Annotated in this window: 25 protein-coding genes and 1 pseudogene; 14 read left to right on the top strand and 12 right to left on the bottom strand. The window is 71.1% G+C overall.

Annotated elements, in window-relative coordinates; translation table 11 throughout:
• The first annotated feature begins 201 nt into the window (after window positions 1-201).
• A complete protein-coding gene (locus FR742_RS02585; RefSeq protein ID WP_148029417.1) occupies window positions 202-2058 on the top strand; it encodes an RNA polymerase sigma factor in 1857 nt (618 codons plus the stop codon).
• Between the two features lie 30 nt (window positions 2059-2088).
• On the opposite strand, the gene FR742_RS02580 is transcribed toward FR742_RS02585, so the two are convergent.
• Entirely contained in the window at window positions 2089-3243 is a 1155-nt protein-coding gene (locus FR742_RS02580; RefSeq protein WP_148029416.1) for an acyl-CoA dehydrogenase family protein, read from the bottom strand.
• Window positions 3243-4358 carry an acyl-CoA dehydrogenase family protein gene (locus tag FR742_RS02575; RefSeq protein ID WP_148029415.1) on the bottom strand — a complete coding sequence of 372 codons (1116 nt, stop codon included), beginning with the start codon at window positions 4356-4358 and terminating at the stop codon, window positions 3243-3245. Before FR742_RS02575 ends, FR742_RS02580 begins: the two co-directional genes overlap by 1 nt.
• 253 nt (window positions 4359-4611) lie before the next feature.
• On the opposite strand from FR742_RS02575, the gene FR742_RS02570 reads away from it, so the two are divergent.
• The 6 genes from FR742_RS02570 (at window position 4612) to FR742_RS02545 (ending at window position 10278) form a co-directional block, all read left to right on the top strand.
• Window positions 4612-5238 carry a TetR family transcriptional regulator gene (locus FR742_RS02570; protein WP_148034303.1) on the top strand — a complete coding sequence of 209 codons (627 nt, stop codon included), beginning with the start codon at window positions 4612-4614 and terminating at the stop codon, window positions 5236-5238.
• Between the two features lie 220 nt (window positions 5239-5458).
• On the top strand, window positions 5459-6349 hold the full coding sequence (locus tag FR742_RS02565; protein WP_261808324.1) for an NADP-dependent oxidoreductase: 891 nt from the start codon (window positions 5459-5461) through the stop codon (window positions 6347-6349).
• 52 nt (window positions 6350-6401) lie between these two features.
• Window positions 6402-7397, top strand: a complete 996-nt coding sequence (locus FR742_RS02560) for a sigma-70 family RNA polymerase sigma factor (RefSeq protein WP_148029414.1) — start codon at window positions 6402-6404, stop codon at window positions 7395-7397.
• 43 nt (window positions 7398-7440) lie between these two features.
• On the top strand, window positions 7441-8559 hold the full coding sequence (locus tag FR742_RS02555) for a steroid 3-ketoacyl-CoA thiolase (protein WP_148029413.1): 1119 nt from the start codon (window positions 7441-7443) through the stop codon (window positions 8557-8559).
• Window positions 8556-9578: an MBL fold metallo-hydrolase gene (locus FR742_RS02550; RefSeq protein ID WP_148029412.1), complete on the top strand. Its 1023-nt coding sequence runs from the start codon at window positions 8556-8558 to the stop codon at window positions 9576-9578. Before FR742_RS02555 ends, FR742_RS02550 begins: the two co-directional genes overlap by 4 nt.
• A 25-nt stretch (window positions 9579-9603) precedes the next feature.
• Window positions 9604-10278 (top strand): FadR/GntR family transcriptional regulator, encoded by a 675-nt coding sequence (locus tag FR742_RS02545; RefSeq protein WP_148029411.1) that lies wholly within the window; start codon window positions 9604-9606, stop codon window positions 10276-10278.
• On the opposite strand, the gene FR742_RS02540 is transcribed toward FR742_RS02545, so the two are convergent.
• Both FR742_RS02540 and FR742_RS02535 read right to left on the bottom strand, forming a co-directional pair.
• On the bottom strand, window positions 10275-11099 hold the full coding sequence (locus FR742_RS02540) for a hypothetical protein (protein ID WP_148029410.1): 825 nt from the start codon (window positions 11097-11099) through the stop codon (window positions 10275-10277). The two genes, FR742_RS02545 and FR742_RS02540, sit on opposite strands and share 4 nt — an antisense overlap.
• Entirely contained in the window at window positions 11096-11950 is an 855-nt protein-coding gene (locus tag FR742_RS02535) for a hypothetical protein (RefSeq protein ID WP_148029409.1), read from the bottom strand. Before FR742_RS02535 ends, FR742_RS02540 begins: the two co-directional genes overlap by 4 nt.
• A gap of 105 nt (window positions 11951-12055) precedes the next feature.
• Between FR742_RS02535 and FR742_RS02530 the strand changes: the two genes are divergently transcribed.
• Entirely contained in the window at window positions 12056-13003 is a 948-nt protein-coding gene (locus FR742_RS02530) for a DNA polymerase ligase N-terminal domain-containing protein (protein ID WP_148029408.1), read from the top strand.
• On the opposite strand, the pseudogene FR742_RS02525 reads toward FR742_RS02530, so the two are convergent.
• Window positions 12958-13595 (bottom strand): annotated as a pseudogene (locus FR742_RS02525) (MFS transporter). The gene FR742_RS02530 and the pseudogene FR742_RS02525 sit on opposite strands and share 46 nt — an antisense overlap.
• Window positions 13596-13733: 138 nt before the next feature.
• Here FR742_RS02525 and FR742_RS02520 point away from each other — a divergent pair.
• Window positions 13734-14885, top strand: a complete 1152-nt coding sequence (locus FR742_RS02520) for an RNA-guided endonuclease TnpB family protein (RefSeq protein WP_148029407.1) — start codon at window positions 13734-13736, stop codon at window positions 14883-14885.
• A gap of 187 nt (window positions 14886-15072) precedes the next feature.
• Here FR742_RS02520 and FR742_RS02515 read toward each other — a convergent pair whose 3' ends face one another.
• Both FR742_RS02515 and FR742_RS02510 read right to left on the bottom strand, forming a co-directional pair.
• Window positions 15073-15816: a dienelactone hydrolase family protein gene (locus FR742_RS02515; protein WP_148029406.1), complete on the bottom strand. Its 744-nt coding sequence runs from the start codon at window positions 15814-15816 to the stop codon at window positions 15073-15075.
• Window positions 15817-16206: 390 nt separating this feature from the next.
• A complete protein-coding gene (locus FR742_RS02510; RefSeq protein WP_148029405.1) occupies window positions 16207-16740 on the bottom strand; it encodes a hypothetical protein in 534 nt (177 codons plus the stop codon).
• Between the two features lie 38 nt (window positions 16741-16778).
• Between FR742_RS02510 and FR742_RS02505 the strand changes: the two genes are divergently transcribed.
• On the top strand, window positions 16779-17375 hold the full coding sequence (locus tag FR742_RS02505) for a UTRA domain-containing protein (RefSeq protein ID WP_148029404.1): 597 nt from the start codon (window positions 16779-16781) through the stop codon (window positions 17373-17375).
• A 139-nt stretch (window positions 17376-17514) separates the two neighbouring features.
• Here FR742_RS02505 and FR742_RS02500 read toward each other — a convergent pair whose 3' ends face one another.
• Complete coding sequence (locus tag FR742_RS02500) at window positions 17515-18387, bottom strand: Ig-like domain-containing protein (protein ID WP_148029403.1); 873 nt, start codon at window positions 18385-18387, stop codon at window positions 17515-17517.
• A gap of 260 nt (window positions 18388-18647) precedes the next feature.
• On the opposite strand from FR742_RS02500, the gene FR742_RS02495 reads away from it, so the two are divergent.
• The 4 genes from FR742_RS02495 to FR742_RS02480 are packed head-to-tail and all read left to right on the top strand — an operon-like array spanning window position 18648 to window position 21918.
• Window positions 18648-19853 (top strand): ATP-binding protein, encoded by a 1206-nt coding sequence (locus FR742_RS02495; RefSeq protein ID WP_261808322.1) that lies wholly within the window; start codon window positions 18648-18650, stop codon window positions 19851-19853.
• A complete protein-coding gene (locus tag FR742_RS02490) occupies window positions 19854-20297 on the top strand; it encodes an N-acetyltransferase (RefSeq protein ID WP_148029401.1) in 444 nt (147 codons plus the stop codon).
• Between the two features lie 53 nt (window positions 20298-20350).
• A complete protein-coding gene (locus FR742_RS02485) occupies window positions 20351-21133 on the top strand; it encodes an alpha/beta fold hydrolase (protein ID WP_148029400.1) in 783 nt (260 codons plus the stop codon).
• A complete protein-coding gene (locus tag FR742_RS02480) occupies window positions 21133-21918 on the top strand; it encodes a MerR family transcriptional regulator (RefSeq protein WP_148029399.1) in 786 nt (261 codons plus the stop codon). The genes FR742_RS02485 and FR742_RS02480 overlap by 1 nt, the downstream gene beginning before the upstream one ends.
• On the opposite strand, the gene FR742_RS02475 is transcribed toward FR742_RS02480, so the two are convergent.
• Genes FR742_RS02475 through FR742_RS02460 form a run of 4 tightly spaced genes read right to left on the bottom strand, consistent with a single transcriptional unit; the run spans window position 21903 to window position 25577 of the window.
• Window positions 21903-22832 (bottom strand): aldo/keto reductase, encoded by a 930-nt coding sequence (locus tag FR742_RS02475; RefSeq protein ID WP_148029398.1) that lies wholly within the window; start codon window positions 22830-22832, stop codon window positions 21903-21905. The genes FR742_RS02480 and FR742_RS02475 overlap by 16 nt on opposite strands.
• Window positions 22829-23134: an L-rhamnose mutarotase gene (locus FR742_RS02470; protein ID WP_148029397.1), complete on the bottom strand. Its 306-nt coding sequence runs from the start codon at window positions 23132-23134 to the stop codon at window positions 22829-22831. Before FR742_RS02470 ends, FR742_RS02475 begins: the two co-directional genes overlap by 4 nt.
• Complete coding sequence (locus tag FR742_RS02465) at window positions 23134-24132, bottom strand: ABC transporter permease (RefSeq protein WP_187280961.1); 999 nt, start codon at window positions 24130-24132, stop codon at window positions 23134-23136. Before FR742_RS02465 ends, FR742_RS02470 begins: the two co-directional genes overlap by 1 nt.
• Window positions 24129-25577 carry a sugar ABC transporter ATP-binding protein gene (locus FR742_RS02460; protein WP_261808321.1) on the bottom strand — a complete coding sequence of 483 codons (1449 nt, stop codon included), beginning with the start codon at window positions 25575-25577 and terminating at the stop codon, window positions 24129-24131. The genes FR742_RS02465 and FR742_RS02460 overlap by 4 nt, the downstream gene beginning before the upstream one ends.
• Window positions 25578-25585: the final 8 nt, after the last annotated feature.

Below are 25585 nucleotides of genomic sequence, written 5' to 3'. Positions count from 1 at the left end.
AGACTACGGCGATCCATCCCCCTCTGTCCTAGCGGGTCCGAACTGAACCGCTTCACCGACCTGCGATTCCCCAGTAATTCGCCCTTCGGTAGTGCGCTCCACCAGGGATTGTTGGCATGATTGCCTCCACAACCTCCAGATTCACCGGCGCACCCCCTCCCCCTCAGCGTCCGCCCTTGCTATTAAGAGGAACCGGTCAACGTGACACACCCGCTCACCGATCAGCGCTCCCGTCGCGAGCAGATCGCCGAGCTCTACGACGGTCACGCCGCCGGGCTGTTCGTCTACTGTGCCGACCAGCTCGGCGATCTCGGCTCGGCGGCCGACGTCCTGGAGTCCGTCCTCACCAGCGCGCCGGAGGATCCTCCCCGGGCCGCCCTGTACGCGTTCGCCCGCCGGGAGATCCACCGGCGCGACGTGGTCTACGCGCCGCCGGTCGTCGATCCGCTGACCGACCCCGTGTCCGCGCTGGTCGAGCGCATCCTGCGCGAGCTTCGGCCGCAGCAGCGCGAGGTGCTCGTGCTCGGCCACGTCTGCGGGCTCGACCTGGCCGAGCTCGCCTGGGTGCTCGACGTGGCGGCCGACACGGCGGAGGAGCTGGCGCTCAGCGCCGCCCACCGGTTCCGGCAGATACTCAACATGGCGCTGGCCGCGACGGGGGCGGGCGGCTCGAAGCCGGTGGCCGACGTCTACGGCGCGCTCGCGGTCGCGCCGCTGCGCGACGTCTTCGGCCGCCTGCCGTGGCCCGAACCACCCGGCACCCTCCGCATCCACCTGGCCGGCTCCAGCACCGCCGATCCCGCGCCGCTGTTCGTCAAGCCGCGCTGGCCCGTGCCGCCGGCCTGGCCGCAGCCCCTCGGCACGGCCGACCCGGCGACCACGACCGTCCTCTTCCCCCGCGACCTGCTCAGGCCCCCCTCGCCGTCGCGCGTCCCCGACCACGACGCCACCACGACGCCGATGCCCAAGTTCCGCGACGACGTACGCGAGGGCCCGGCCTCCTTCGACACCCTCCGCGCGAACCCCTTCGACGCCCTGCGCTCTAACCCCGCGTCCCCGGCCTCCTTCGACGCGTTGCGCTCGAACCCGGCGTCCTCAGCGCCCTTCGACGCCCTGCGCTCGAACCCCGGGTCCTCGGCGCCCTTCGAGCGCCTGAGGGGAAACCCCGCCTCGCTGAAGCCCTTCGAGGCCCGCCCGACCCCCTTCGAAGCCTTCCGCCCCCGGCGGCCCTCCCAGCCCGGCGCTGCTCAGCCCGGCCCTGCTCAGCCCGGCGCTGCTCAGCCGGGTCCCGCTCAGCCTGGCGCTGCGCAGCCCGGCGCTGCTCAGCCGGGCCCCGGCAGGTCCGGTCCCGCTCAGCCGTCCGGTCCCGCTCAGCCCGGTCCCGCTCAGTTCGCCCCCGGCCGGCCGACGCCGCGGGGGGCGAAGCCCGGTATGGGCGAGCCGCCGATGGCCGCGCCCACCGGTTTTCTGACCGGCGGCGACGTGCTCGACGACCCGAGCGGCACCAGCCCGGCGGTCGGCGGCCTCCCGGACATGGCGGCTCCCATGACCGGCGACTTCCTCGCCCAGCCCGGCCCCGCCCGCGAGGCCGGGCCGCTGTTCACCCCGCGCGCCCAGCCAAGGGAGCCGGTCTACCGCATGCCGGCCGCCCCTTCAGCCCCGGAGCCGGAGACGCCCCCGATCCAGGACCTCCAGCCCCAGCCGGCGAAGCCCTCCCTTGCCGACTCCCCCACGGCTGACGCCCTCAAGGCCGACTCCCGTACCTCTGACTTCCTCAAGGCCGACTCTCGTACGGATGGGTCACGTACGGGTGAGTCCGGACAGCTTCGTACGGCGGGTGGCGGGGAGAAGGCGGATCCGCTGGCGACGAAGCCGCGTCCCGCCCTTCGGAAGCCGCAGGCGCAGAAGGGCCGCAAGCCGTCCCCCGCCAAGAACAGAAAGAAGAAGAAGCGCCGCAACCGTCACCACGACTGGGCATGGGAGCTGATCGGCTTCCTGATCTGCGTGGCGATCGCGATGATCGTGTTCTTCTCGGTCCCCATGATCCTCAAGCCCTGACCGGCCCGGGCCAAGCCGGGACCAGCGCCGTCACCGGGGCGGCCTGGGCAGGCTCAGCCCGAGCATGGCGATCAGCTCCCGCTGCACCTCGTTGACGCCGCCGCCGAAAGTGAGCACCAGGCCGCCCTTGACGCCCCGGTCGGTCACCTCGATCAGCGCGGCCGTCTCCGGATCGGCCGGGTCGCCGTAGCGGGCCAGGATCTCACCGACGAGCCGTCCCGCCTCCTGCATCCGTTCGGAGGCATAGATCTTGGTGGCGGAGGCGTCGGGCGCGCCCAGCCAGCCGAGGTCCATGTTCGCCGCGACCTGCCAGTTCAGCAGCTCGTTCGTACGGGAGAAAGCCCGGACGCGGCCGAGCACGCGCCGTACGTCGGGCTGGTCGGCCAGCCCGGCGCGGCGGGCCCAGGCCAGGAGGCGGTCGTGGATCTGGGCGAGGTTCCCGGCGGGGCCGAGCGTGACGCGCTCGTGGTTGAGCTGGTTGACGATCAGGTCCCAGCCCTTGTCGACCTCGCCGACCACCATGTCGACCGGGACGCGGACGTCGGAGTAGTAGGTGGCGTTGGTGTGGTGGCGGCCGTCCATGGTGGTGATCGGCGTCCAGGAGAAGCCGGGGTCGTCCGTGGAGGCGATCATCATGGTGATGCCCTTGTGCTTCTTCGCGTCGGGGTTGGTGCGGGCGGCCAGCCAGATGTACTGGGCGTAGTGGGCGCCGCTGGTGAAGATCTTCTGACCGTTCACCACGTAGTGGTCGCCGTCCAGCACGGCCGTGGTGCGGAGCGACGCGAGGTCGGTGCCGGCCTCGGGCTCGGTGTAGCCGATCGCGAAGTGGCACTCTCCCGCGAGGATGCTCGGCAGGAAGCGTTCCTTCTGCTCCCGCGTCCCGTACTGCATGATCGTCGGTGCGACGGTCTGCACGGAGATGAGCGGGTACGGGACGCCGGCGCGGGCGATCTCGTTGGCGAAGATCTGCTGCTCGATGGGGCCGAGACCGGCGCCGCCGTACTCCTCCGGCCAGCCGAGGCCGAGCTTGCCGTCGCGGCCCAGGCGGCGGCAGTGGGCCATGTACGCCTCGCCGAACGGATCCTCGGCGATCTTGGCGCGCTCCTCGGGAGTCAGGCAGGCGGCGAAGTACGCGCGCAGCTCGCCCTGGAGGCGGCGCTGTTCTGGGGTCAGGTCGATGAGCATCAGGCGAGCGCTCCGATCAGGTCGAGCTGGGCGTCGGCGCCGCCGAGCAGGTGCGCCAGGTGCTTGGCGTGCGCGAAGTAGCGGTGCAGCGGGTACGTCACGTCGAGCCCCAGCCCGCCGTGCAGGTGCTGGCAGGTGTAGAGCGCGCGGGCCGCCTCGCTCGTGTGGTACGCGGCCAGTGCCAGGTCCTCCTCGGCGGGCAGCCCTTCGGCCAGCCGCCAGGCCCCGGACCACATGGCGACGTCGAGCGCCCGCGCCGCGATGTAGACGTCGGCGACCTGCGTGGTGACGGCCTGGAACTCGGCCAGCGCGCGGCCGAACTGTTTGCGGTTCCTGACGTGCTCGGTGGTCAGCCGCAGCGCCCCGGCCAGCACCCCGGACGCCTGCGCGGCCGTCGCGGCGGTGTAGAGATGGCGCACCCCCGCCACCACCTCCGGACCGGCGACCCGCTCCGCCGGTGCCGCGTCGAACGTCACCGTCGCGACGACCTCCCCCGTCGAGGCGAACTCCGACACCGCGACCACGGCGGCCTCGGCCGCCGGGGCGATCCCGGACGCCGGGGCGGTCGCCTCGGCCGCCGATGCGGAGCCGGACGCCGGGACGGCGGCGTGGACCAGGAAGAGGCCCTCGTCGGCGGTGACCAGCAGGTCGCCGTCGGGGTAGGCGACGCCGCACTTGCGGCCGGTCAGCACCCAGCCGCCCGCCTTCCGCTCGGCGGTGGTGGCGGGCGGGTCGGCCAGGGCTCTGCCCGGCTCCCTGATGGCGACCGTGGAGACGGTGGCGCCGGTCAGCCGTTTCTGCTGGTCAGGGGTGCCGTACCGGCTCGCGGCCAAGGTGCTCACCAGGGTGGCGGCCAGCGGGCCCGGCGCCGCCCGCGCACCGGCCTCGCGCAGCACCACCGCCATCTCGACGGGCCCCAGCCCCGCGCCGCCCGCGTGCTCCGGCACGCAGATCGCGGTCAGCCCGGACTCGCGCAGCGCCTGCCACAGCCGTCCGTCGTACGGTGCGCCGCCGCGTTCGTGCGCCTCCAGCCGCTCCTGGCTCGCCTCCTTGGCGAGCAGGCCGGCGGCCAGGTCTCGCAGGGCTTCCTGGGTCTCGTCAAGGTCGAAGTCCATCTGCCCTCCACCAAGCGCTCGGTCAACCGAATCGAAAACTAGAACAGATTCCAATATCTGTCCAGTGCCAATTAATCCGAATAATCCTCGATATATCCGCGTAACGGGGAAGACATGCACTGATAGGCCTTCTTTGTGACCGGCGAGTAACAAGCCGGGGCATCGGGAAATCAGATAACGTGTTCTTATGCGTACCCCGCAGGCGGCCACTCGCGGAGCCATCGCCACACCCCCCACCCACCCTGAGGGGACCATGGAGCACGACCTCACACCCGACGGCCTCACGTCCGGCGGATCCTCTCCCGACGGCCAGGGCGCCCGCTCGCGCAGCCAGCACCAGCGCCGCAAGCGCATCGTCCAGGCCGCCGCGGCCCTCGCCTCGCGGGGCGGCGTCGAGGCCATGCAGATGCGCACCGTCGCCGAGCGGGCAGGCGTGGCGCTCGGCACGCTCTACCGCTACTTCCCGTCCAAGATGGACCTCGTCGTGGCCGTCGTCGGCGAGGAGATCGACCTGCTGGAGAGCAGCATCGAGCGGCGCCCGCCGAGCGCGGCCACCCCGCCGGGACGCGCGGTCGACGTGCTGATGCGGGCCACCAGAGGGCTCATGCGCGAGCCCGAGCTGGCCGACGCGCTGATCCGCTCGCTCATCCTCGCCGACGACGTCGAGATCCCGCTCGGCGACCGCATGGCCGGCCTCCTGCTGCGCGTCTCCACCGGCACCACCCCCGAGCAGGCCACCGAGGAGCAGCTCGCCCTCGCGGGCTCGCTGGCGAGCGTGTGGGTCCAGGAACTCCTGGAGATCCTCCGGGGCCGCCGCACCCACGACCAGATCCAGCGCCGCATCGAGCTCGCCGCCGACCGCCTCCTCTCCGGCCTCTGACCCACCGGGACGCTCCAGCGGCCCGGCGACTCGTCCCGGTCGATCCGATCGCGGAGCCGGCGGACTCGGCACCATGTTGGTCTGGCGGACGGTTGGCCGGATCTTTGCGGATGTCGGCTTCGCGATCTCTCGCCCGTACGGGGACAGAAGGCGCAAGCTGGTACGCATGAGGATGCTTGCGATCACTCAGGACGCGCTCGGTGGCCCTGAGGTGCTGAGGATGACGGAAACCGACAAGCCGGTGCCCGGCCCGACCGAGGTGCTGGTGCGGGTGGAGGCCACCGGCGTCAACCCGACCGACTGGAAGACGCGCGCCACGGGCGGGCTGCTGGGCGAGCCGCCGTTCACGCTCGGCTACGACGTCTCCGGCGTGGTGGAGGGCTCCGGCCTCGGCCAGGCCCTGTACGAGCCGGGCGACGAGGTGTTCGGCATGCTGCGCTACCCGTACGGCAACGGCGCCTACGCCCAGTACGTCACCGCGCCGTCCCGTCACTTCGCCCGCAAGCCGCCCAGCGTCGACCACGTGCACGCGGCGGCCGTCCCGCTCGCCGCGCTGACCGCGTGGCAGGCGCTGGTGGACGTGGCCGGGCTCAGGGGCGGGCAGCGGGTCCTCGTCCACGCCGCGGCCGGCGGGGTGGGCCACTTCGCGGTGCAGATCGCCAAGGCGCGGGGCGCGTACGTGATCGGCACGGCGAGCGCGGCCAAGCACGGGTTCCTGCGCGGGCTCGGCGCGGACGAGCTGGTCGACTACCGCGAGGTCGACTTCGCCGAGGTCGTCGGCGACGTGGACGTGGTGCTGGACGGCATCGGCGGCGACTACGGGCGGCGCTCGCTGCGCACCATGCGCCGGGGCGGCACGATCGTCACGCTGCCCCTGTCGGTGATGGACGAGGGCGTGCACGACGAGGCGGCCGCGCTGGGCGTCAGGTCGGCGGTGATGCTGGTCGAGCCGGACCACGCCGCCATGCGCGCGCTGGCGGCGCTGATGGAGGCGGGCAGACTGCGCCCCGAGGTGGCCGCCGTGCTGCCGCTGCGGGACGCGGCCAAGGCGCACGAACTCGGCGAGAGCGGCCGTACCACCGGCAAGATCGTCCTCACCGTGCCGCACTGACCCTGACCTGCGCGTAAGCGATCTGTCGGTGGCGTCGTCTATACAGGACTGTATGACCGAGAGGCCATCTAACGAGGAGTTCCTCCGGCAGGCCGATCCGATGCGCCGGGAGCTGCTCGCCCACTGTTATCGCATGATGGGCTCGGTGCACGACGCCGAGGACCTGGTGCAGGAGACCTACCTGCGGGCCTGGCGCCACTACGACGGGTTCGAGGGCCGCTCGTCGCTGCGCACCTGGCTCTACCGCATCGCCACCACGCAGTGCCTGACCGCGCTCGACAGCCGAGGGCGCAGGCCGCTGCCGACCGGGCTGGGCGCGCCGGCGTCCGAGCCGACCGCGCCGCTGGTGGAGCGTCACGAGGTGCCGTGGCTGGAGCCCGTCCCCGACGGGATGGTGGGCGCGGGCGGCGACGACCCGGCCGCGATCGTCACCGCCCGCGAGAGCATCCGGCTCGCGCTCGTCGCGGCCCTGCAGCACCTCCCGCCGCGCCAGCGGGCGGTGCTGGTCCTGCGTGACGTGCTCAAGTGGCGGGCCGCCGAGGTGGCCGAGGTGCTCGACACCACGACCACGGCGGTCAACAGCGTCCTCCAGCGCGCCCGCGCCCAGCTGGAGGAGGTCGCGCCGAGCCTCGACGACCGGCCGGAGCCGCTCACTCCGGACCAGCGCGAGCAGCTCGACCGCTACGTCGAGGCGTTCGAGTCCTACGACGTCGGGGCGATCGTCGAGCTGTTCACCAAGGACGCGGTCTTCGAGATGCCCCCCTTCGACGGGTGGTACCAGGGCGCGGAAGACATCGCCCGGCTCGTGCAAGCGCAGTGCCCCGCAGAGGCGCCTGAGGATCTGCGGCTGGTTCCGGCACGGGCCAACGGGCAGGAGGCGTTCGCCCTCTATCTGCGCGAGGGCGACATCTATCGGGAGTTCGCGCTGCAGGTGCTCGACTTCGACGGGCCGCAGGTCAGCCATGTCGCGATGTTCTTCGAGCCGGGGATGTTCGCGCGGTTCGGGCTGCCCGCCTCGTTGCCCGCCGGGGCTTCCGGATCAAAGTAGAACAAGTTACAGTCGCGACCAGAGTAACGTTCTGGAGGAGACTGTGCGCACACCCGTCATCGTCGAGGCCGTCCGCACCCCGATCGGCAAGCGCGGCGGCTGGCTGGCCGAGCTGAAACCGCAGCAGGTGCTGGCCACCGCGCTCAACGGGCTGATCCAGCGGGCCGGGATCGATCCCGCGCTGGTCGACCAGGTGTTCGCGGGATGCGTGACGCAGGCGGGCGAGCAGGGCGGCCACGTCGGCAGGCACGCCTGGCTCTACGCCGGTCTCCCCTACCGGACGGGCGTGACCACCGTCGACGCCCAGTGCGGCTCCTCCCAGCAGGCGGTGCACCTCGCGGCGGCCATGATCGCGGCCGGGGTGATGGACGTCGGCGTGGGCTGCGGCGTCGAGGTGATGAGCCGGGCGCCGCTCGGCAGCAACGTGCTGCCGGCGAACCCGCGGCCCGACGACTGGAGCATCGACCTGCCCGACCAGTTCACGGCCGCGGAGCGGATCGCCCGGCGGCGGGGGCTCACCCGGGAGCGGCTCGACTGGTTCGGCGCCCGGTCCCAGCAGCGGGCCGCCAAGGCGTGGTCCGACGGGCGGTTCGAGCGCGAGATCGTCCCCGTCGGGACCGTCACCAGGGACCAAGGGCTGCGCGAGACCACGGCTGAAGGGCTGGCCCGGCTCAAGCCGGTGCTGGGCGAGGAAGGGCTCCACACCGCCGGCACCTCCTCGCAGATCTCCGACGGCGCCGCCGCCGTGCTGCTGATGAGCAGGGAGGCCGCCGCACGCCACGGGCTGCGCCCCCGGGCGCGGATCCTGGCCCAGACGCTCGTCGGCGCGGAGCCGTACTACCACCTGGACGGGCCGGTGGACGCGACCGCGAAGGCGCTGGCCGCGGCCGGGATGACGATCGGCGACATCGACCTGTTCGAGGTCAACGAGGCGTTCGCGTCGGTGGCGCTGTCCTGGGCGCAGGTGCACGAGCCCGACCTCGACCGGGTCAACGTCAACGGCGGCGCGATCGCGCTCGGCCACCCGGTCGGGGCGACGGGCGCGCGGCTGATCACCACGGCGCTGCACGAGCTGGAACGGTCGGACGGCTCGACGGCGCTGGTGACCATGTGCGCGGGCGGCGCCCTGGCCACCGCCACGATCATCGAGCGTCTCGCGTGACCCGTCGTTCGTACGCCGAGCAGCGCCCGCTGGACCTCGGCTTCGGGGTGTGGAGCGTGCCCGTGCCCATCCCCGGCAATCCGCTCGGCTACACGCTCGTGTACGCGATCGAGTCCCCGCGCGGGCCGGTGCTGGTGGACGCGGGGTGGAACCACCCGGAGGCGTGGGCGGCGCTGCGTGACGGGCTGGCGGCGGCGGGGATCGACGTGGCGTCGGTGCACGGGGTGGTCGTGACCCACTTCCATCCGGACCACGCCGGGCTGGCCGGGAGGGTCAGGGAGGAGTCGGGCGCCTGGATCGCCATGCACGAGGCGGACGCGGCGATCGTGGACATGATGAACGGCGTCCCCTCGGACGTCCGCGGGTCCTTCCAGGTCGACATGCTCCGCCGGGCCGGCGCGCCGTCGGAGGACCTGCCCGAGGGCCCGGCGGCCGACGGCAGGCAGGACCCGCCCGCGCCGGCGGACCGGCGGCTGCGGGACGGCGACCTCGTCGACCTGCCCGGCAGGAAGCTGCGGGTGGTGCACACCCCCGGTCACACCCCCGGCCACGTCTGCCTGCACCTGGAGGACGCCGACCGTCTCTTCACCGGCGATCACGTCCTGCCCGGCATCACCCCGCACATCGGGATCTATCCCTTCGACCGGGACGACGTCGACCCGCTGGGCGACTTCCTGGAGTCGCTGACCAGGGTCGGCGAACTGGGAGAGCTCGGCGCCCTGCCCGCTCATGAATGGACATTTCCAGATGTGGCGGCACGGGCCGCGCAGATCCGTCACCATCACGAGGAGAAGCTCGAACGGCTCCTCGCCCTGCTGGCCGAGCGCGCGGAGCCGCTGACCATCTGGGAGACCGCCGCCATGATGACCTGGAACCGGCCCTGGTCCGAGCTGCCGCCGATGCTGCGAGGCATGGCGGCCGGCGAGGCCGCCGCCCACCTGCGCACCCTGGAAGTCCGCGGCGTGCTCCGCCGCCTGCCGGGGGGCGATCCGGTACGTTTCCAAGCCCTAGAATCGTAGACATCCGATGTCTAGGGAGAAAAGCGTGGCGGTCACCGACGCGGCCATCGACAAGATCAAGCAGATGATCCTCTCGGGCGAGGTCGCCCCGGGAGACCGGCTGCCCAAGGAGGCCGACCTCGCCGAACGGCTGGGGCTGTCACGCAACTCGCTGCGCGAGGCGGTGCGCGCGCTCGCCCTGATCAACGTCCTGGACGTGCGGCAGGGCGACGGCACCTACGTCACCAGCCTGGAGCCCCGGCTGCTGCTCGACACCATGTCGTTCGTCCTCGACCTGCACCGCGACGACACCGTGCTGCAGTTCTTCGAGGTGCGCCGCATTCTGGAGCCGGCCGCCACCGCGATGGCCGCCGAGCTGATGACCGACGACGACATCGACGAGCTGCGGGTGATCCTGGAGTCGCTGCCCGAGGAGCCGACGATCGAGGAGCTGGTCGCCAACGACCTGCGGTTCCACCAGCGGATCGCGCTCGGGTCGGGCAACAGCGTGCTCTGCTCGTTCATCGAGAGCCTGTCGGGGCCGACCACCCGGGCGCGCATCTGGCGCGGCCTCACCCAGGAGGGCGCGCTGGCCAAGACCCGCGAGCAGCACACCGCGATCTACGAGGCGATCGCCGCCCGCCAGGGGGAGGTGGCCCGTGCCTGGGCCACCGTCCACGTGGCGGGCGTCGAATCCTGGCTCCGCAAGGCCCTCGACTAACGCAGTCCGAGAAGGCCGTCCTTCAGCAGGCCGGGCTCCGGGATCTCAAGGTCCTCAAGGTCTTCGAAGGGGAGGACCTCGTCCTCGGCCGGGGGCGTGATCACCAGGAGGTGTCCCCAGTCGGTGTATCGGGTGTCGACGATGGCAGAGAAACTCTGATTCTCGGAGGTGCGCAGACGCTTGATCAGGCCCGCGCCGTCAGTCCAGAGCCGATAGTCGATCGTCCGCTTACCGAACTCGGTCTTCGGCACGCCGTCGAAGTGGGCGCCGTAGTAGGACTTCGCGGCCTCGTACAGCTCCTTGTACGTCACGACCCCCTCATAGAGGTAGCCGCCGGAGACCCTCTGCGGACGCTCGCCCTTCAAGGTCGCCTTCAGCACGGCCGGGTCGAACACGTTGATCGGCTGCTGGGTGGCGGCGAGGATGGGCAGCAGCGGACGAGCTTCCTTGACCGCCTCGGCGCCCACCCACCGCTTTCCCGGGGGAAGCAGCTTGGCCAGGTCCTCACCACCGAGGTACAGGTGCCGCTCGAATCCGAGCACCTCGGTCGTGCCTGTTTCTCCCGTCGCTGTCTCCGCGGAGGCGTAGGCGGCGACGGGGCCGGACGGGGCGAGCTGGACACCGCCCTTGGTCCGATTGCGCGTCGTGGCCTTCTCGAACCCCAGCTTGACCAGCTCATTCAGCTTGACGCCACGTTCGGACTTGAGCTGCTTCTGCAGCGCCCGGACGGGGTCGGGGGCGGCGGTCCGGGCGGCGGCCGGCGGGGCCGTGATCAGGGCGGCCAGTGTGGCGGTTACAACCGCGAGAACGAACCGCCTCACGACTGGCCGGTGCCGGCGTACGCGTCCGTCAGGACCAGGTCGTTCACGGAGTTCGCGGTGCCGGGGCGGCTGCGGTCCTTCCACTCGACGACCTCGGCCCTGGCCGGGGCGGTGACGATGAGGTGCTCGCCCCAGCTGGAGTAGCGGGTGTCGATGGTGCGGTACGCGCCGGAGGTGGCCCGCTCGGTGGTCGAGAGCCGCACGGGCAGGCCCCGGCCGTCGGTCCAGAGCTTCCAGGAGATCGCGGTCTTGGCGAAGGAGCCGCGCGGGGCGCCGTCGAACAGCTTGCCGTAGTGGCCCTTCGCGGCCTCGTACAACTTGGCGTACGTGATCGTGCCCTTGTAGTGACGGCCGCCGGTGACCGCCTTGCCACCCTTGCCCTTCAGCACCGCCTTGAGCACGGCCGGGTCGAACACGTTGATCGTCTGCTTGCTGGCCGTGCCCAGCGCCAGGTTGGGGTGGCCGCTCTGCTTCACCCGGATCCAGAGCTTGTCCTTGGGCAGCAGGTCGGCGACGGCCTCGCCGGAGGTGTAGACGGACGTGCCCACGGCGGCCTTCTGGCCGGGCTTGGCGCCCAGGCCGTCCTGGCTGCGGGTGTCGGAGGCGTCCTCGACGTCGGCCCACGAGGCGACCGGGCCGGTCGGGGCGAGCTGGATGCCGCTGTGGTAGCGGGTCCTGGTGGACGCCTTGCCGGTCACGGTCCGCGAGATCTCGGCGATGCGCACCCCGCGCTCGTGCCGCAGCTGCGCTTTGACGGCCTGCGCCGGGTCGGGGGCGGCCTGGGCCACGGCGGGGGTCGCGGGTAGAGCCGCGGCCAGCGCGACGGCCGCGGGGAGGATCCAACGCCTCATGATTCTGATGTCCTTGGGAGGGGGGATTGCTTGGGAGAGATCATCCTTCCAGAAGCCGGCGGGGGTTCGCTCGTCCATTCGCGAATAACCGGGTAGTACGGCTGTGTGGCTGACAAACTCACGCAATACAGGAGCAAACGCGACGCCAGCCGTACCCCCGAACCCGTGCCCCCGGCATCCCCCGCTCCCGGTGGCGGCGACTCCTTCGTCATCCAGGAGCACCACGCCCGCTCCCTCCACTGGGATCTCCGCCTGGAACGCGACGGCGTGCTCGCCTCCTGGGCCATCCCCAAGGGCCTGCCGTCCGACCCCGCCACCAACCACCTGGCCGTGCACACCGAGGACCACCCGATGGAGTACCTCACCTTCCACGGCGAGATCCCCCAGGGCGAGTACGGCGGCGGCACCATGACGATCTGGGACCAGGGCACGTACGAGACCGAGAAATGGTCCGAGCGCGAGGTCAAGGTCGTCCTGCACGGCTCCCGAGCCGAGGGCCGGTTCGTGCTGTTCCAGACGAACGGCAAGAACTGGATGATCCACCGCATGGATCCCCCGTCCCGCGCTCCCCTGCCGGACGTCGCGCCCATGCTCCCTTCGCGCCGCTCCCGCCTGCCGCGCGACACCGCCGCGTACGCGTACGAGTTCGCCTGGGGCGGGCGCCGCCTCCTGGTCCCGATCGAGGGCGGCCGCACCGCCGCCGCCCGCGAGCACCCGTGGCTGCGGGCGCTCGCGGCGTCGTTCGGCAGCCGCACCGCCCTCCTGGACGGCGAGCTCGCCACCCTCTCGGGCGCCGAGGTGCTGGTCTTCTACGACCTGCTGTACGACGACGGCCGGGTGTTGCTGGACGAGCCTTACGAGGTCCGCCGGGCGGCCCTGGAGGCGCTCGACCTGTCGACGCCCCGCTGGCAGACCGCCCCCTCGTGGCCCGGCGACGCCCGGCCGGTCCTTGAGGCGGCACGCCGGCAGGGCCTGCCCGGCGTGGTCGCCAAGCGCCTCGACTCCCCCTACGAGCCGGGCGAGTCGGCGGCCTGGCTGTTCATCCCGTCCTGACGCCGTACCAGGACGGCGAGGGCGAGCGCCACCAGCAGCGCGCTCACCCACAGCGGCGAGCGGAACCCGTAACCCGCGCCGATGGCGAGACCGCCCAGCCAGGGACCGAGCGCCGCGCCGACGTTGAACGCCGCCGTGGCGAACGCGCCGCCCAGCGTCGGCGCGCCGGCGGCGGCGTAGAGAACCTGGGAGATCAGCGTCGAGCCGACGGCGAACGCGAGCGTCCCCTGGACGAGGACGAGCACGACCGTCGCCACCGGGCTCCCGGCGGTCAGCGCGAACACCACCCACCCGGCGAGCAGTGCCGCCCCGCCCAGGACCAGCAGCCGCGCGGGCCGTACGTCGGCGACCCGGCCGGCGACGGTGACGCCGGCGAACGAACCGAGGCCGAAGAGCGCCAGCACGGCGGGCGCCGCGGCCAGCGCAGGCTCAGGATCGCCATCAGCGGCGCGCCGACGATCATCCCTGCGGCGAACGCCGAGGTGAGCCGGCCGGCTTCCGGGATGGTCACGCCCAGATCCTGGGCGATGCCCGGCACCAGGCCGGACAGCATGAACTCGGACGTGCCCATGGCGCGCATGATCTGCTCCATGCGCTCCAGTTGCGTCCCGGTGAACACCCGATGCCGGAACCAGGCCGCGGAAACCACGTGGGCGTGCAGGACGAAAACCAGTGTCTACCTGTGCTCATGTGCCCATGCTCAGCCATGAACCAGCGGTAAGGTCATGGCGTGCAGCTCCGGTACAACTTCCGGCTCCACCCGTCTGCTGGTCAGCGTCAAGCGCTGGCTCGGGCGTTCGGGTGTGCACGGACGGTGTTCAACGACGGGCTGCGCGCCAGGCGGGAAGCCCACGCCGGCGGCTTGCCGTACATCTCGGATGCAGACCTGTCCAAGCAGGTCATCACCCAGGCGAAGAAGACGCCGGAACGCGCCTGGCTGGGCGAGGTCTCCGCCGTGGTGCTCCAGCAGGCGCTGGCCGACCTGAACACGGCCTACCGCAACTTCTTCGCCTCCCTGTCGGGCGAGCGGAAAGGACCGAAGGCCGCGCCGCCCCGCTACCGCTCCCGCAAGGACAACCGGCAGGCGGTCCGGTTCACCAAGAACGCCCGCTTCACGGTCACGGCGGGCGGGAAGCTGCGCCTGCCGAAGATCGGCGACGTGCCGGTGCGTTGGTCTCGTGATCTGCCCGCCGAGCCGTCGAGCGTGACGGTCATCAAGGACGCGGCGGGGCGGTACTTCGCCTCGTTCGTGGTCGAGACCGGCGCAGATCCGTTGCCGCAGGCGCCGGACGAGGTCGGTATCGACTTGGGGCTCACCCACTTCGCGGTGCTCTCGGACGGCCGGAAGATCGACAACCCGAGGTTTCTGCGCCGCGCCGGACGACGGTTGAAGAAGGCTCAGCAGGCCCTGTCCCGCAAGGCCAAGGGGTCGGCGAACCGGAAGAAGGCCGCGGCCCGGGTCGCCCGTGCTCACGTCAGGGTGGCCGACGCGCGCCGGGACTTCGCGCACAAGCTCTCCACGCGGATCATCCGCGACAACCAAGCGGTGTATGTGGAGGACCTGTGCGTGAAGGGCCTGGCCCGCACCCGGCTGGCCAAGAGCGTTCACGATGCGGGCTGGTCGCAGTTCGTGACCATGCTGGAGTACAAAGCCGGACGGTACGGCCGGGGCTTCGCCAAGGTCGGCCGGTTCTTCCCATCGAGCAAGTCGTGCTCGGCGTGCGGCGCCGTGGCGGGCACGATGCCGCTGAACATCCGGTCGTGGATCTGCCCGTGCGGAGCGGTCCACGACCGGGACGTCAACGCCGCGATCAACATCCTCGCCGCCGGACGGGCGGAGAGGCTAAACGCCTGCGGAGGGACCGTAAGACCCGCCGCCTAGCGGAGGGCAGGACCCAGCGAAACAGGAAGCCACAGAGGTGCCGCACGTGCGGCACGGGCTGAATCTCCGGCCTGCACGCTGGGGAGCGCGTCAACGTCTTGACGCCTCTGGGCTGGACACGCCCGGCAACCTAACAACGGGCGTCCTGCGATGCCAACCGATTATCCGCCTGGCTCGCGTCCCTGGGTCAGCGGAGGTGGCGGGCGAAGAACCGCAGGGTGCTGTCCATCTCGAACAGCGGAATCTCCGCGTGCTTGCCGGGGTTGGCGTGCAGCGTCTTCTCGGCCGAGCCCAGGGCGTCGAACAAGGCCAGGCTCTGGGCCCTGGGGACCCGCTCGTCGTCCCACTGCACCAGGAACTCCACCGGGACGGTGATGCGCGCGGCGTCCCCGGCCGATGACAGCGCCCCGCCCAGCCCCAGGACCGCCGCCTGGACCCGGGGCTCGGCGGCGACGAACGGGACGCCGAGCCCGCAGCCCAGCGACACGCCCCAGTAGCCCACCGGGCCCGTGCCGACGTGGTCGAGTTCCTGGACCGCGTCCAGGACCGCCCGCCACTCCGGTACGGTCCGGCGGGCCACGAGGGCCTGGAAGGAGGCGATCAGCGGAGCCAGTTCCTCTCCGGCTTCCTCTCCGGCGTCCGCGCGGGCCTGGTTCGCGGTCGCGATCCGGTCGTACTCCTCCTCCTTCGGACGGTCTCCATGGCTGGGCACGTCGACCGCGACCACCGCGTAACCGCACTCGGCCACGAAGCGGCCCGCGCGGAACACGATGCCGGGAGCCTTCTTGTGCTGGCCGCCGCCGTGGCCCATCAGGACGAGGGGTCGAGGGCCGGTGGCGTCTTCCGGCGTCCACAGCACGCCGGGGATCTCACCGAGGGTGAAGAGCTGTTCGGAGACGCCGTCGGACGACGTTTCAGAGGTGAAGCGCATAGCGATTGAAGCCTTTCGGGATGCCTTCTTCGGGCACTCCCTAGGCCATGCGGGGGAGGGAGCCCCGACCTGTCACAGCGTTGATCGGTCTCACCTCCTCAGTCTTTAGCGGCGCATGCCGCCGCCGAACGTATCACGGAGGTGGTGGGATGCGGGCGATGCCGGTGAGCGCGTTGTGGGAGGTTGGCTGAGTGCACATATCCGAAATATCGGCGGATCGGCCGGGCCTACCCGGCGTGGTCGCCGAACGCCTCGACTCCCCCTACGAGCCGGGCGAGTCGGCTTCCTGGCTGTTCATCCGGTCCTGACCAGCTCGCGTACATCGTGCAGCTGGACGACCTGCGACGTGGCCAGGATATGCGGGTGGCGGGCGAAGGCGTCCCAGGAGACCTAGACGTTGTGCGCGGTCAGCGTCGGCACCGGGCCGGGCTCGTACATGTCGGCCAGCACTCCGGCGGGCTCGACCCGGCCGACGGTGCACACGGTGGCATCGGCGCGCAGCATCGGGCACTCGCTCAGCGCGATGTCGACGCAGGCGCGGCAGGTGGGCGGCGCGTTCGTACGGCCCCCTCGCCCGCTGTCGTCGACCTCGAACACGGGCGGGACGAGGATCCACCACGACCGGCCGGTGCCCGGTTCGGTCGCGGGGCGGGAGCAGACCTGGCACAGCAGCCGGTCCATGCACAACCACTGCCGTCTCGTGTTGAGCTTGCGCATCCGCTCGGGGCCGCGCTTGCCGACACGCCTGCGCAGGTCCCGCACGCGGGCGCGCAGGACGCCGCCGACGCGGTCGCCCTTGCGCGGGATCTCGTACGCCAACCGCAGCCCGCGGTCCGATCCGTCGTGCGGCTCGAACACGAGCCGGTCGCGTACCTCCTCGCGGGCGTAGGCGATCACAAACGGGACGACGCTGTAGCCGCTCACGGCCGGTCCCACAGCTCGACGTAGATCATCCGTCCGGTGTGCGTGGCCTGCTCCCCGTACGCGTCGGCGAGGCGGGACAGCAGGTGCTGGTGCGCTCGTGGTTCCGGGAACGGCAGGACGGCTCGCCGTTCGGTCCGGCGATAGAGGAGCAGGGCCGTCACGGCAGCTTGGAGTACACCTCCGACACGATGCAGGCCCCGCCGGAGATACGCGAGCGGCTCGGCCTCGCCGAAGCGGACGGGCACTGGCACGACGTCATGCGCACCGCCTACCTGTTCTCGACCAAGGACGAGGGGCCGTGGATGCTGCTGACCTCATGGGAGCCGCTGGCGTTGACGAAGGGCACGCCGATCGCGTTCCCCGAAGGCGGCGAGTTCGCGGGTCAGGGCGTGCCACGCCGCATGGCCTCCATCGGGCTGATGGTGGACGCCTGGGACGAGCGGGTGTCGGCGCGGGTGGCGACCCACAAGGAGGCGAAGCGGCTCGACATCGGCGCGGGAAGCGTGGTGATGGTGATCCAACGGGCCCACCTCGCCGGCGATCGAGTGGTGGAGGTGGCGGACATCGTGGTGCCCGCGGAGTCGACCATGCTGGCGTACAACGGCCCGGTCGGCGATGCGGCGGCTACCTCGTGAGGTTCGCGCCGCAGCCACGGCGTTGGACTCCTATGGCACAGCAGAACAGAACTACAGTTTCAGCAGGGTGAAGCTGACGATGTTCGGAGTGAACTCCTCGTGACCGAGGGATTGACGATGGACAGCGATACTCCAGACATCAGCCCGCCGCCTTGTGCTCGGTTGGAGATGTCTCGCCGGTGGTGAATGACCAGGTGTAGGGCGCCATGACATTGCCGGAGTCGTTCTTGGCCCCGCTGACCTCCACCCGGTACACGGTCGAGACGGCGAGCGGCGCCGCCGGTGTGAAGGTCCACAGGGTGTTGCCGTTGTCGCTGCTAAGCGCCCCCTGTGCGGCCGTGTCCGATGGATCCTTGATGATGACTTGGACGTCGGTCACCGCCTCGTTGATCGTCATCATGACCTTGATGTCCGGGGGCGCATCGGTGGCATCCCGGCCGGGTTCGAACCCGCTCACGGTCGGAACGTCAGCCCCCGTGGTGAACGACCAAGTGTGCGGGCCGGACATGACGTTGCCCGCCGCGTCCTTCGCACCGGACACTTCGACGGTGTATCGGGTATCGACGGCCAGCGGCTGCTCGGGCAGGAACGCTGCGATGTCTTCGTTCTCCTGCTGGGAGTTGCCTGCGACCGGGGAGCCGTCGGGGCCCTTCAGCTCCATCCGCGCTTCGGTGACCGACTCGCTGAACACGGCCCAGATCTCGGCCTTGGGATGTACTCCCGCCGCGTCCTTCTCTGGGCCAGAGGCGACCGCTGTGGGCGGATCGGTGTCCTCGACAGGTGGATCGATCTGTTCCGGTGGTACGGAAAGGAGCGGGTCGTTGCTATCGCGAACTGACCGAGTGTCGACCGCCTGCAACTGCTCCAGCAGTTCCTCCGCGGTGATGTCCTCAGGGTCGGGCAGCGCCGGATAACCGCGAAAGCGATCTGGATCGTTCATGAACGCTTCCCACTCTTCGGACATCTGCGGCTCAGGTTCGCCTTCGTAGTAGAAGCGCATCACCTCAGACATGGACAGCCAATCTATTCACCAGGGCGCAGCAGAGCTACCGCAGTTGCTGGCGGCTAGTGCTGCCGGAGACGATCAGCGGGTTGGGTGGGAGTCTCAGCCAGGGTACGGCCAACCCACCACGGCATGAGCGGCCAATCACCCATACGAAGGGCGACCAAACCACCACGTGATTAGCGTCCAAACCACCGCTGATGTGCGATGCTGACCCCATGGCGCATACCCCCTTGGGCAGAGTGGTCGTCCGGCACGCGGAAACCCTCGTGAAGGAAGCCCTGACGGACACACGGGTGGTGCTGATCAACGGCGCCCGCCAGAGCGGCAAGAGCACGCTCGTGAAACAACTGGTCAACGAGCACGCGGCAGAGTGGCGCGATCTGGACGTGGCGTACATTCTCCAGGGCGCCCGAGCGGATCCCGATGGCTTCGTCGACGTTCCCGGCATGATGGTCATCGACGAGATCCAGCGGGCACCCGAGTTGCTGCTCGCCATCAAGGCTCAAGTCGACGCCGACCAACGTCCCGGTCGGTTCCTCCTGACGGGCTCGTCCCGTGTTCTCGCGCTGCGAACGTTGCCTGACACGCTCGTGGGACGGATGGAAACGATAGAATTGTGGCCCTTCTCCCAAGGAGAGATCGACGGCGCCCCCGACGGCTTCATCGATGCCGTGTTCGACCAAGGGCCAGACCTACGTCACACCGCCGATGTCTCACGAGCCGACTATGCGGAACGCGTCGTGCGGGGCGGTTTTCCGGAAGCGGTGGCGCGGGTGAACGATCGCAGACGGCGGCGCTTCTTCAGCTCCTATGTCGATCATCTGATTGCCCGCGACATGACCGCGTTGCTGGAGATCGAACGAGTGGCCGAGCTGCGCGTGCTCATCCGGCTACTCGCGGCACGTTCCGGACAACTTCTCGTCAGCCAGTCCCTCGGTGGTGAGGCAGGGCTGCCGGCCACCACGGCCTCCCGCTACCTGAACCTGCTCGAAGAGGTCTTCCTGATCAAACGCATACCTGCCTGGTCGAGAAACCTGAGCAACAGGGCCATCCGCACTCCCAAGGTGGCGTTCGTGGACTCCGGGATCGCCGCATACCTGCTCGGCGCCGACGCACGGGGCCTCGTACGTCCTGGGGGACAGTTCGGCCCCCTTATGGAGGGGTTCGTGCTCATGGAGCTCGCCCGCCAGCTGACCTGGGCGGAAGAGCAGGTGGACCTCTACCACTACCGGACCAAAGACAAGGTGGAAGTGGACGCGGTCCTGGAAAACCGCCGGGGTCAGGTCGTGGGTATCGAGGTCAAGGCCGCATCGACCGTACGGCCGGACGATTTTCGAGGACTGCGGCACCTCGCCGACCGCCTTGGGGACGACTTCATCGCCGGGATCGTGCTCCACACGGGAACGCAGACGCTGCCGTTCGGGGATCGGATGCGGGCGATGCCGGTGAGCGCGTTGTGGGAGATTGGCTGAATGCGTATATCCGAGATCTCAGCTGATCAGCCGGGCCTGATCGATCTGCAGCACGCCGCCTACCGGGTCGAGGCGGAGATCATCGGCGATGACCGCATCCCGCCGCTGCACGAGACATCCGAGGAATTGCGGGCCCAGCCGCTCACCTGGCTGGGCGCGTTCGACGACGACGGCACGCTCCTCGGGGCCGTGGCCTGGCAGGAGACCGCCGAGGAGGTGGACCTCGACCGGCTCATGGTGGACCCCGGCGCGCACCGGCGCGGCGTCGGGCGGGCGCTGGTGAAGGAGGTCCTGGCCAGAGCCGGCGAGCGCGGGGTCGTGGTCTCCACCGGGCGCGACAACACGCCTGCCAGGACGTTGTACGAGCGACTCGGGTTCACGCTGACCGGCGAGGCCGAGCCGGTGCCGGGCCTGTGGGTGGTCCACTACGCCTCAGGCGGTTAGGCGTCATGCCGCCGCTTGACCCTGACGCAGGGTCAGGCTCCCAGCATCGTGGCATGACCAGCGACAGAACACCGCGGCACTTCACGATCCACCACGACGGCGTCACGATCCCGGTGTCCCGGGGCGGCCGGGGACGACCGCTCGTCCTGTGCCCCGGGCTGCACTCGACGCGGGCCCACCTGCGCGAGCTGGCCGGCCTGCTGCGGCGCGACCACGACGTGGTGACCTTCGACCTGCGCGGCCACGGCTTCGCCTCGGCCGCCGGCCGGTACTCCTTCGAGGGGTTCCTGAGCGACCTCGGCGCGGTCATGGCGGAGCTGTGCCTGCCGGAGGCGCCCGTGCTGGCGGGTTACTCGCTGGGCGCCGACCTGGCCGTGCACCATGCCGCCGCGCATCCCGGCTCCGTCTCCGGGCTCGTCCTCATCGACGGGGCGAACCCGGTGCCCGAACCGTTCGTCACCGAGGCCGTCCTTCCGGCGTTCCGGGCCATGTGGGCGGATCTGGCGACACGGCAGGAGGCCGAGAGGGGCACCGCACGCCAGGTGCTGCTCACCGCCGAGGAGACTCTCGACCTGAATCTCGAGATCGATGCCATCCGGTCCGAGATCCTCGACCGATACCGGAGGATCGACGTGCCCATCAGCCTGATCATGTCCACCTCGATGGCCGGCGACGGGCCGCCGAGTTTCAACGCGAACTGGCGTGCCGGCGCCGAGCGGCTCGTCCGCGAACATCCGCACATCGCCCTGACCTGGCTCGACGCCGACCACCAGCTGGTCTTCACCCATGCCCAGGACATCGCCCGGATCGTCCGGGATTCGACCGGCCGGGTGTGATGCTGACCATCGGCGAGCTGGCGTCGTACGCCGGAGTGACGGTCCGCGCGGTGCGGCACTACCACGCCAAAGGGCTGCTGCCGGAGCCGGAGCGGGACCGCTCCGGCTACCGCAGGTACGGCGCCGACGCCGTGGTCGAGCTGATCAGGATCCGCACCCTCGCCGAGGCCGGGGTGCCGCTGGCGCGGGTGCGGGAGCTGCTGCGGGCCGACGAGGAGGAGTTCGCCGCGTCGATCGCGGACATCGACAGACGCCTGCGGGCGGAGATCCGCGAGCGGCGGCGGCACCGCGAGCGGATCTCCCGGCTCGCCTCCGGAGACGGCCTGGCGCTGCCCCCGGAGGTGGTCGAGTATCTCGACCGGCTGCGGGCGCTCGGCGTCGACGAGCGGATCGTCCAGGCCGAGCGCGACGGCTGGATCCCGCTGGCCGCGCGCTCACCCGAGCGGGTCCCCGGCTGGATGGCGCGCAAGCGGGAGCAGCTCGACGACCCGCGGCTCGCCGGCTTCTACCTGACCCTGAGCCAGGCTCTCGACCGGACCGACGACGACCCGCGGCTGGTCGAGCTGGCCGACAGACTGGCCGCCTACCTCACGCGGATGGCGGACGAGCGGGGCGAGGAGTACGTCGACGACACCGATATCGACTCGCCGCTCGCCCGGCTGATGGACACGCTGGCCTTCGACGTCGTGCCGCCGGCGCGCCGGCTGATCGCGTTGCTGGAGCAGCGGGGCTGGACGGGCTGGACCAGGCTTGAGCGCGTGCCGCCTGATCAGCGCCCCTCGTGAAGCAGGCCCTCGGCGCGCAGCTCGGACCAGAGCGCGCCGGGGACGGGCCGCTCCATCGACGCGGCGTTGGTCCTGACCTCGCCGGGCGAGCGCGCGCCGAGGACGATCGCCGCCGTCGCCGGGTGCCGCAGCGGGAAGGCCATCGCGGCCCGTGGGAGCGTCACCCCGTGGGCCGCGCACACCGAGGCGATCCGCCGGGCCCGGTCCACCAGCTCGGGCGGGGCCGGGTGGTAGTCGTAGGTGCCCGACGGCTCGGGCGTCGCGAGGAGGCCGCTGTTGAAGACCCCGGCCGCCAGCACCCGGACGCCCCGCGACGCGCAGGCGTCCAGGAGCGGCAGGCCCGACTGGTCGAGCAGGGTGTAGCGGCCGGCGAGCATGACCACGTCGAGGTCCGTCTCCCGGACGAACCTCAACGGCGCCCGCCACTGGTTCATGCCGACCCCGATGGCCTTGACCACGCCCTGCGAGCGCAGTTCGGCGAGCGCCGGGTACGCCTCCGAGAGCGCCTGGTCCAGGTGGTCGTCCGGGTCGTGGATGAGCGCGAGGTCGACGCCCGGCAGCCCGAGCCGCTCCAGCGACTCCTCCAGTGAGCGGAGCACGCCGTCGCGGGAGAAGTCCCACACCCGCTCGAAATCACCCGGCACGTCGAAGCCCTGGGTGTCCCTCCGGACAGAGGACGAGGGCACCAGCAGCCGGCCGACCTTGGTCGAGAGCACGTACCCGGACCTGCCGCGGAGCGCCGCGCCCAGGCGGCGCTCCGACAGGCCGAGCCCGTAGTGCGGCGCGGTGTCGAACAGGCGCACCCCGCTCTCCCAGGCCGCGTCGACGGTGGCGCGGGCCTGCTCGTCGGTGACGGCCGAGAACAGGTTGCCGATGGGCGCGGCGCCCAGGCCGACGCGGGGCAGCGCGATCACGTCAGCTCCCAGACCAGCCGGAGACCGCCGGAGTCCTTGTCGAAGTCGCCGTCGAGGAGCCGGTTCATGCGCGCCTGCCACGCCCGGTCGGCCGGGTGGTCGCGGAGCGCGGCCTGCAGTGCGGCGTAGTCGTCGGCCTCGACGAAGTGGAACAGGTCCAGCCCGTCGCGGTAGATCCGCCACGAGTGCAGGCCGTGCGCGCGCATGGCCCGCTCGAGCTCCGCCGGGAGCTCGGCGTGCTCGCGGTCGTAGACCTCCTCGCAGCCGGGCTTCAGCCTGGTACGCAGCGCGAGCCGTTCCATCAGTCCTGTGCCTTCCCGCCGGCTATCCGGCTGATCATGAGGGCGAACAGGATGATGGTCCCGTAGACGACCGGCTGCCAGAAGCCCGAGACGCCCTGGAGCGTGAGCAGGTTCTGCACCAGGCCGATGACGAGCACGCCGGTGAGCGCGCCGAGGATCGTGCCCTTGCCGCCGTCCATGCTGACGCCGCCGATGACGGCCGCCGCGAACACCATGAAGATCCAGTTGACGCCCATGCCGGAGCCGATGGCGCCGAGCCGGCCGGTCTCCAGGATGCCCGCCAGCGCGGCGAGCGTGCCGCCGAGGATGAACACGCCCCACAGCACCCGGTCCACCCGGATGCCGGCGGCGCGGGCCGCGTCGATGTTGCCGCCGATCGCGTACAGGGACCGGCCGACCCGCAGGTAGGCGAGCCCGGCGATGCCCGCGGCGAACAGCGCGCCGGCGATCCAGATCGAGGCCGGCAGGCCGAGCCAGACGGCGCCGCCCAGGTAGAGCATCGACTCGGGCAGCTCGAACAGCGTCTTGCCCTCGGTAGGGCCGAGGTGCAGGCCGTGCACGATGATCAGCATGGCGAGCGTGACGATGAACGCCGACAGCTGGAACTTGATGATCAGGAACCCGTTGAACGCCCCGATCGCGGCCCCGATGAGCAGGCAGAGCGGGATCACCAGCACGGCCGGCAGCCCGATGCCGAGCCCTCCGGCCGACACCGGCACGACCAGGAGCACGGCCAGGGCCGGCGCCATGCCGACGGTCGACTCCAGCGACAGGTCGAACTTGCCGGAGATCAGGATCAGCGCCTCGGCCAGCACCAGCAGCGAGATCGCGGCCTGCTGCTGGAGGACGTTGGTCAGGTTGCCGGCCGTCAGGAAGACCGGGTCCAGGAACGCGCCCACGATCAGCAGGAGCACGATCACCGGGACCAGCGTCAGGTCCCGGAACCTGGCCAGCCTGAGCCGGGGCACGGCCGGGGTCAGTGCGGTCGGTGTGGTCACTCTTCGATGCCTTCCATCACGGCCACGAGTTCGTGGTCACTCCAGCCACGCGGCACGTCCTTGACGACCCGTCCGTGGAACATCACCAGGACGCGGTCGCAGATCCGCAGGTCGTCCAGCTCGTCGGAGACGAGCACGGCGCCCGCGCCCCGGTCGGCCGCGTCCTCGACAGCGCCGAGCAGCGCCTGCTTGGCCTTGACGTCGACGCCCGCCGTCGGGTTGATCACGACCAGCGCGTCCGGGTCGTCGGCCAGCGCCCGGGCGAACACCACCTTCTGCGCGTTCCCGCCGGACAGGTCGCCGACGGGCTGGTCGGGCCCTTCGGTCTTGATGTCCAGGTCCTGGATCATCCGTACGGCACGGGCGCGGCGTCTCGCGGGTGAGACGGCGCCGAGCCGGCCCAGCTTGTGCGCGATCGACATCGTCCCGTTCTCGGCCACGGACAGCAGCGGCACGAAGCCCTGGTGGTGGCGGTCCTCCGGGACGAACCCGAGCCCGGCGGCGAGCGCGGCCGGGACGTCGCCCGGCCTGACCGCCCTGCCGTTCACGGTGACGGCGCCGGTGTCGGCCCGGCGCAGGCCGACCAGGGTCTCGGCGAGCGACACCTTGCCGCTGCTGCCTGACCCGGCCAGCCCGACGACCTCGCCTGACCGTACGGACAGCTCGACGTCCTGGTAGCGGCCGGCGAGCGAGAGGCCGGACGCGGCCAGCACCACCGCCTCGCGCGGGGTGCGGGCGCGGGCCTGGTAGGCCGCGGTCGCCTCGCCGGTCATGGCGTCGACCAGCTCGTCGTGCGGCAGGTCGGCGACGGGTGAGGTCATGATGTGCCGGGCGTCGCGGAAGACCGTGACGCTCTGGCAGATCTCGTAGACCTCGTCCAGGTGGTGCGAGATGTACATCATCGTCACGCCCTGCCGGCGCAGCGCGCGCATGCGGTCGAACAGCCGCTCGATGGCCGGGCCGTCCAGGCGCGCGGTCGGCTCGTCCAGGATGATGAAGCGCGCGCCGAAGGAGAGGGCGCGGGCGATCTCCACGAGCTGCCGCTGCTCGACGCCGAGGTCCCCGGCCAGCGCCCCCGGGTCGACGTCGACCTCGTACGTGTCGAGCAGCTCGCGCGCCCTGGCCCGCAGCGCCCGCCAGTTGATGAGGCGGCCCTCGGTCTGGCGGTTGAGGAACAGGTTCTCGGCCACGGTCAGGGCGGGGATGATCGTGGACTTCTGGTAGACGCAGGCGACCCGCTGCCGCCAGGCGTCGCGGTCGGCGAGGGCGGGGGCGGGCTCTCCCGCGAACCGCACCTCGCCCTCGTCGGGCCGCTGGAGCCCGGTGAGGATCGACACCAGCGTGGACTTGCCGGCGCCGTTCCTGCCGACGAGCGCGTGGGTCTCGCCCTCCGCGATCGAGATGCCCGCTCCGTCGAGCGCCGTGGTCGGGCCGAAGCGCTTCACGACATTTC

This window comes from Nonomuraea sp. C10 (assembly GCF_008017515.1).
In the GTDB taxonomy this organism is placed as follows: domain Bacteria; phylum Actinomycetota; class Actinomycetes; order Streptosporangiales; family Streptosporangiaceae; genus Nonomuraea; species Nonomuraea ferruginea.
This window is presented reverse-complemented; position numbering and strand designations above follow the sequence as displayed.

Bases quoted from the DNA above. Each gene is read 5' to 3' on its own strand.
- FR742_RS02580 (WP_148029416.1), bottom strand. From the start codon at position 3,243: ATGCTCATCGACCTGACCCCAGAACAGCGCCGCCTCCAGGGCGAGCTG.
- FR742_RS02575 (WP_148029415.1), bottom strand. From the start codon at position 4,358: ATGGACTTCGACCTTGACGAGACCCAGGAAGCCCTGCGAGACCTGGCC.
- FR742_RS02570 (WP_148034303.1), top strand. From the start codon at position 4,612: ATGGAGCACGACCTCACACCCGACGGCCTCACGTCCGGCGGATCCTCT.
- FR742_RS02565 (WP_261808324.1), top strand. From the start codon at position 5,459: ATGACGGAAACCGACAAGCCGGTGCCCGGCCCGACCGAGGTGCTGGTG.
- FR742_RS02560 (WP_148029414.1), top strand. From the start codon at position 6,402: ATGACCGAGAGGCCATCTAACGAGGAGTTCCTCCGGCAGGCCGATCCG.
- FR742_RS02535 (WP_148029409.1), bottom strand. From the start codon at position 11,950: ATGAGGCGTTGGATCCTCCCCGCGGCCGTCGCGCTGGCCGCGGCTCTA.
- FR742_RS02515 (WP_148029406.1), bottom strand. From the start codon at position 15,816: ATGCGCTTCACCTCTGAAACGTCGTCCGACGGCGTCTCCGAACAGCTC.
- FR742_RS02500 (WP_148029403.1), bottom strand. From the start codon at position 18,387: ATGTCTGAGGTGATGCGCTTCTACTACGAAGGCGAACCTGAGCCGCAG.
- FR742_RS02490 (WP_148029401.1), top strand. From the start codon at position 19,854: ATGCGTATATCCGAGATCTCAGCTGATCAGCCGGGCCTGATCGATCTG.
- FR742_RS02485 (WP_148029400.1), top strand. From the start codon at position 20,351: ATGACCAGCGACAGAACACCGCGGCACTTCACGATCCACCACGACGGC.
- FR742_RS02480 (WP_148029399.1), top strand. From the start codon at position 21,133: ATGCTGACCATCGGCGAGCTGGCGTCGTACGCCGGAGTGACGGTCCGC.
- FR742_RS02470 (WP_148029397.1), bottom strand. From the start codon at position 23,134: ATGGAACGGCTCGCGCTGCGTACCAGGCTGAAGCCCGGCTGCGAGGAG.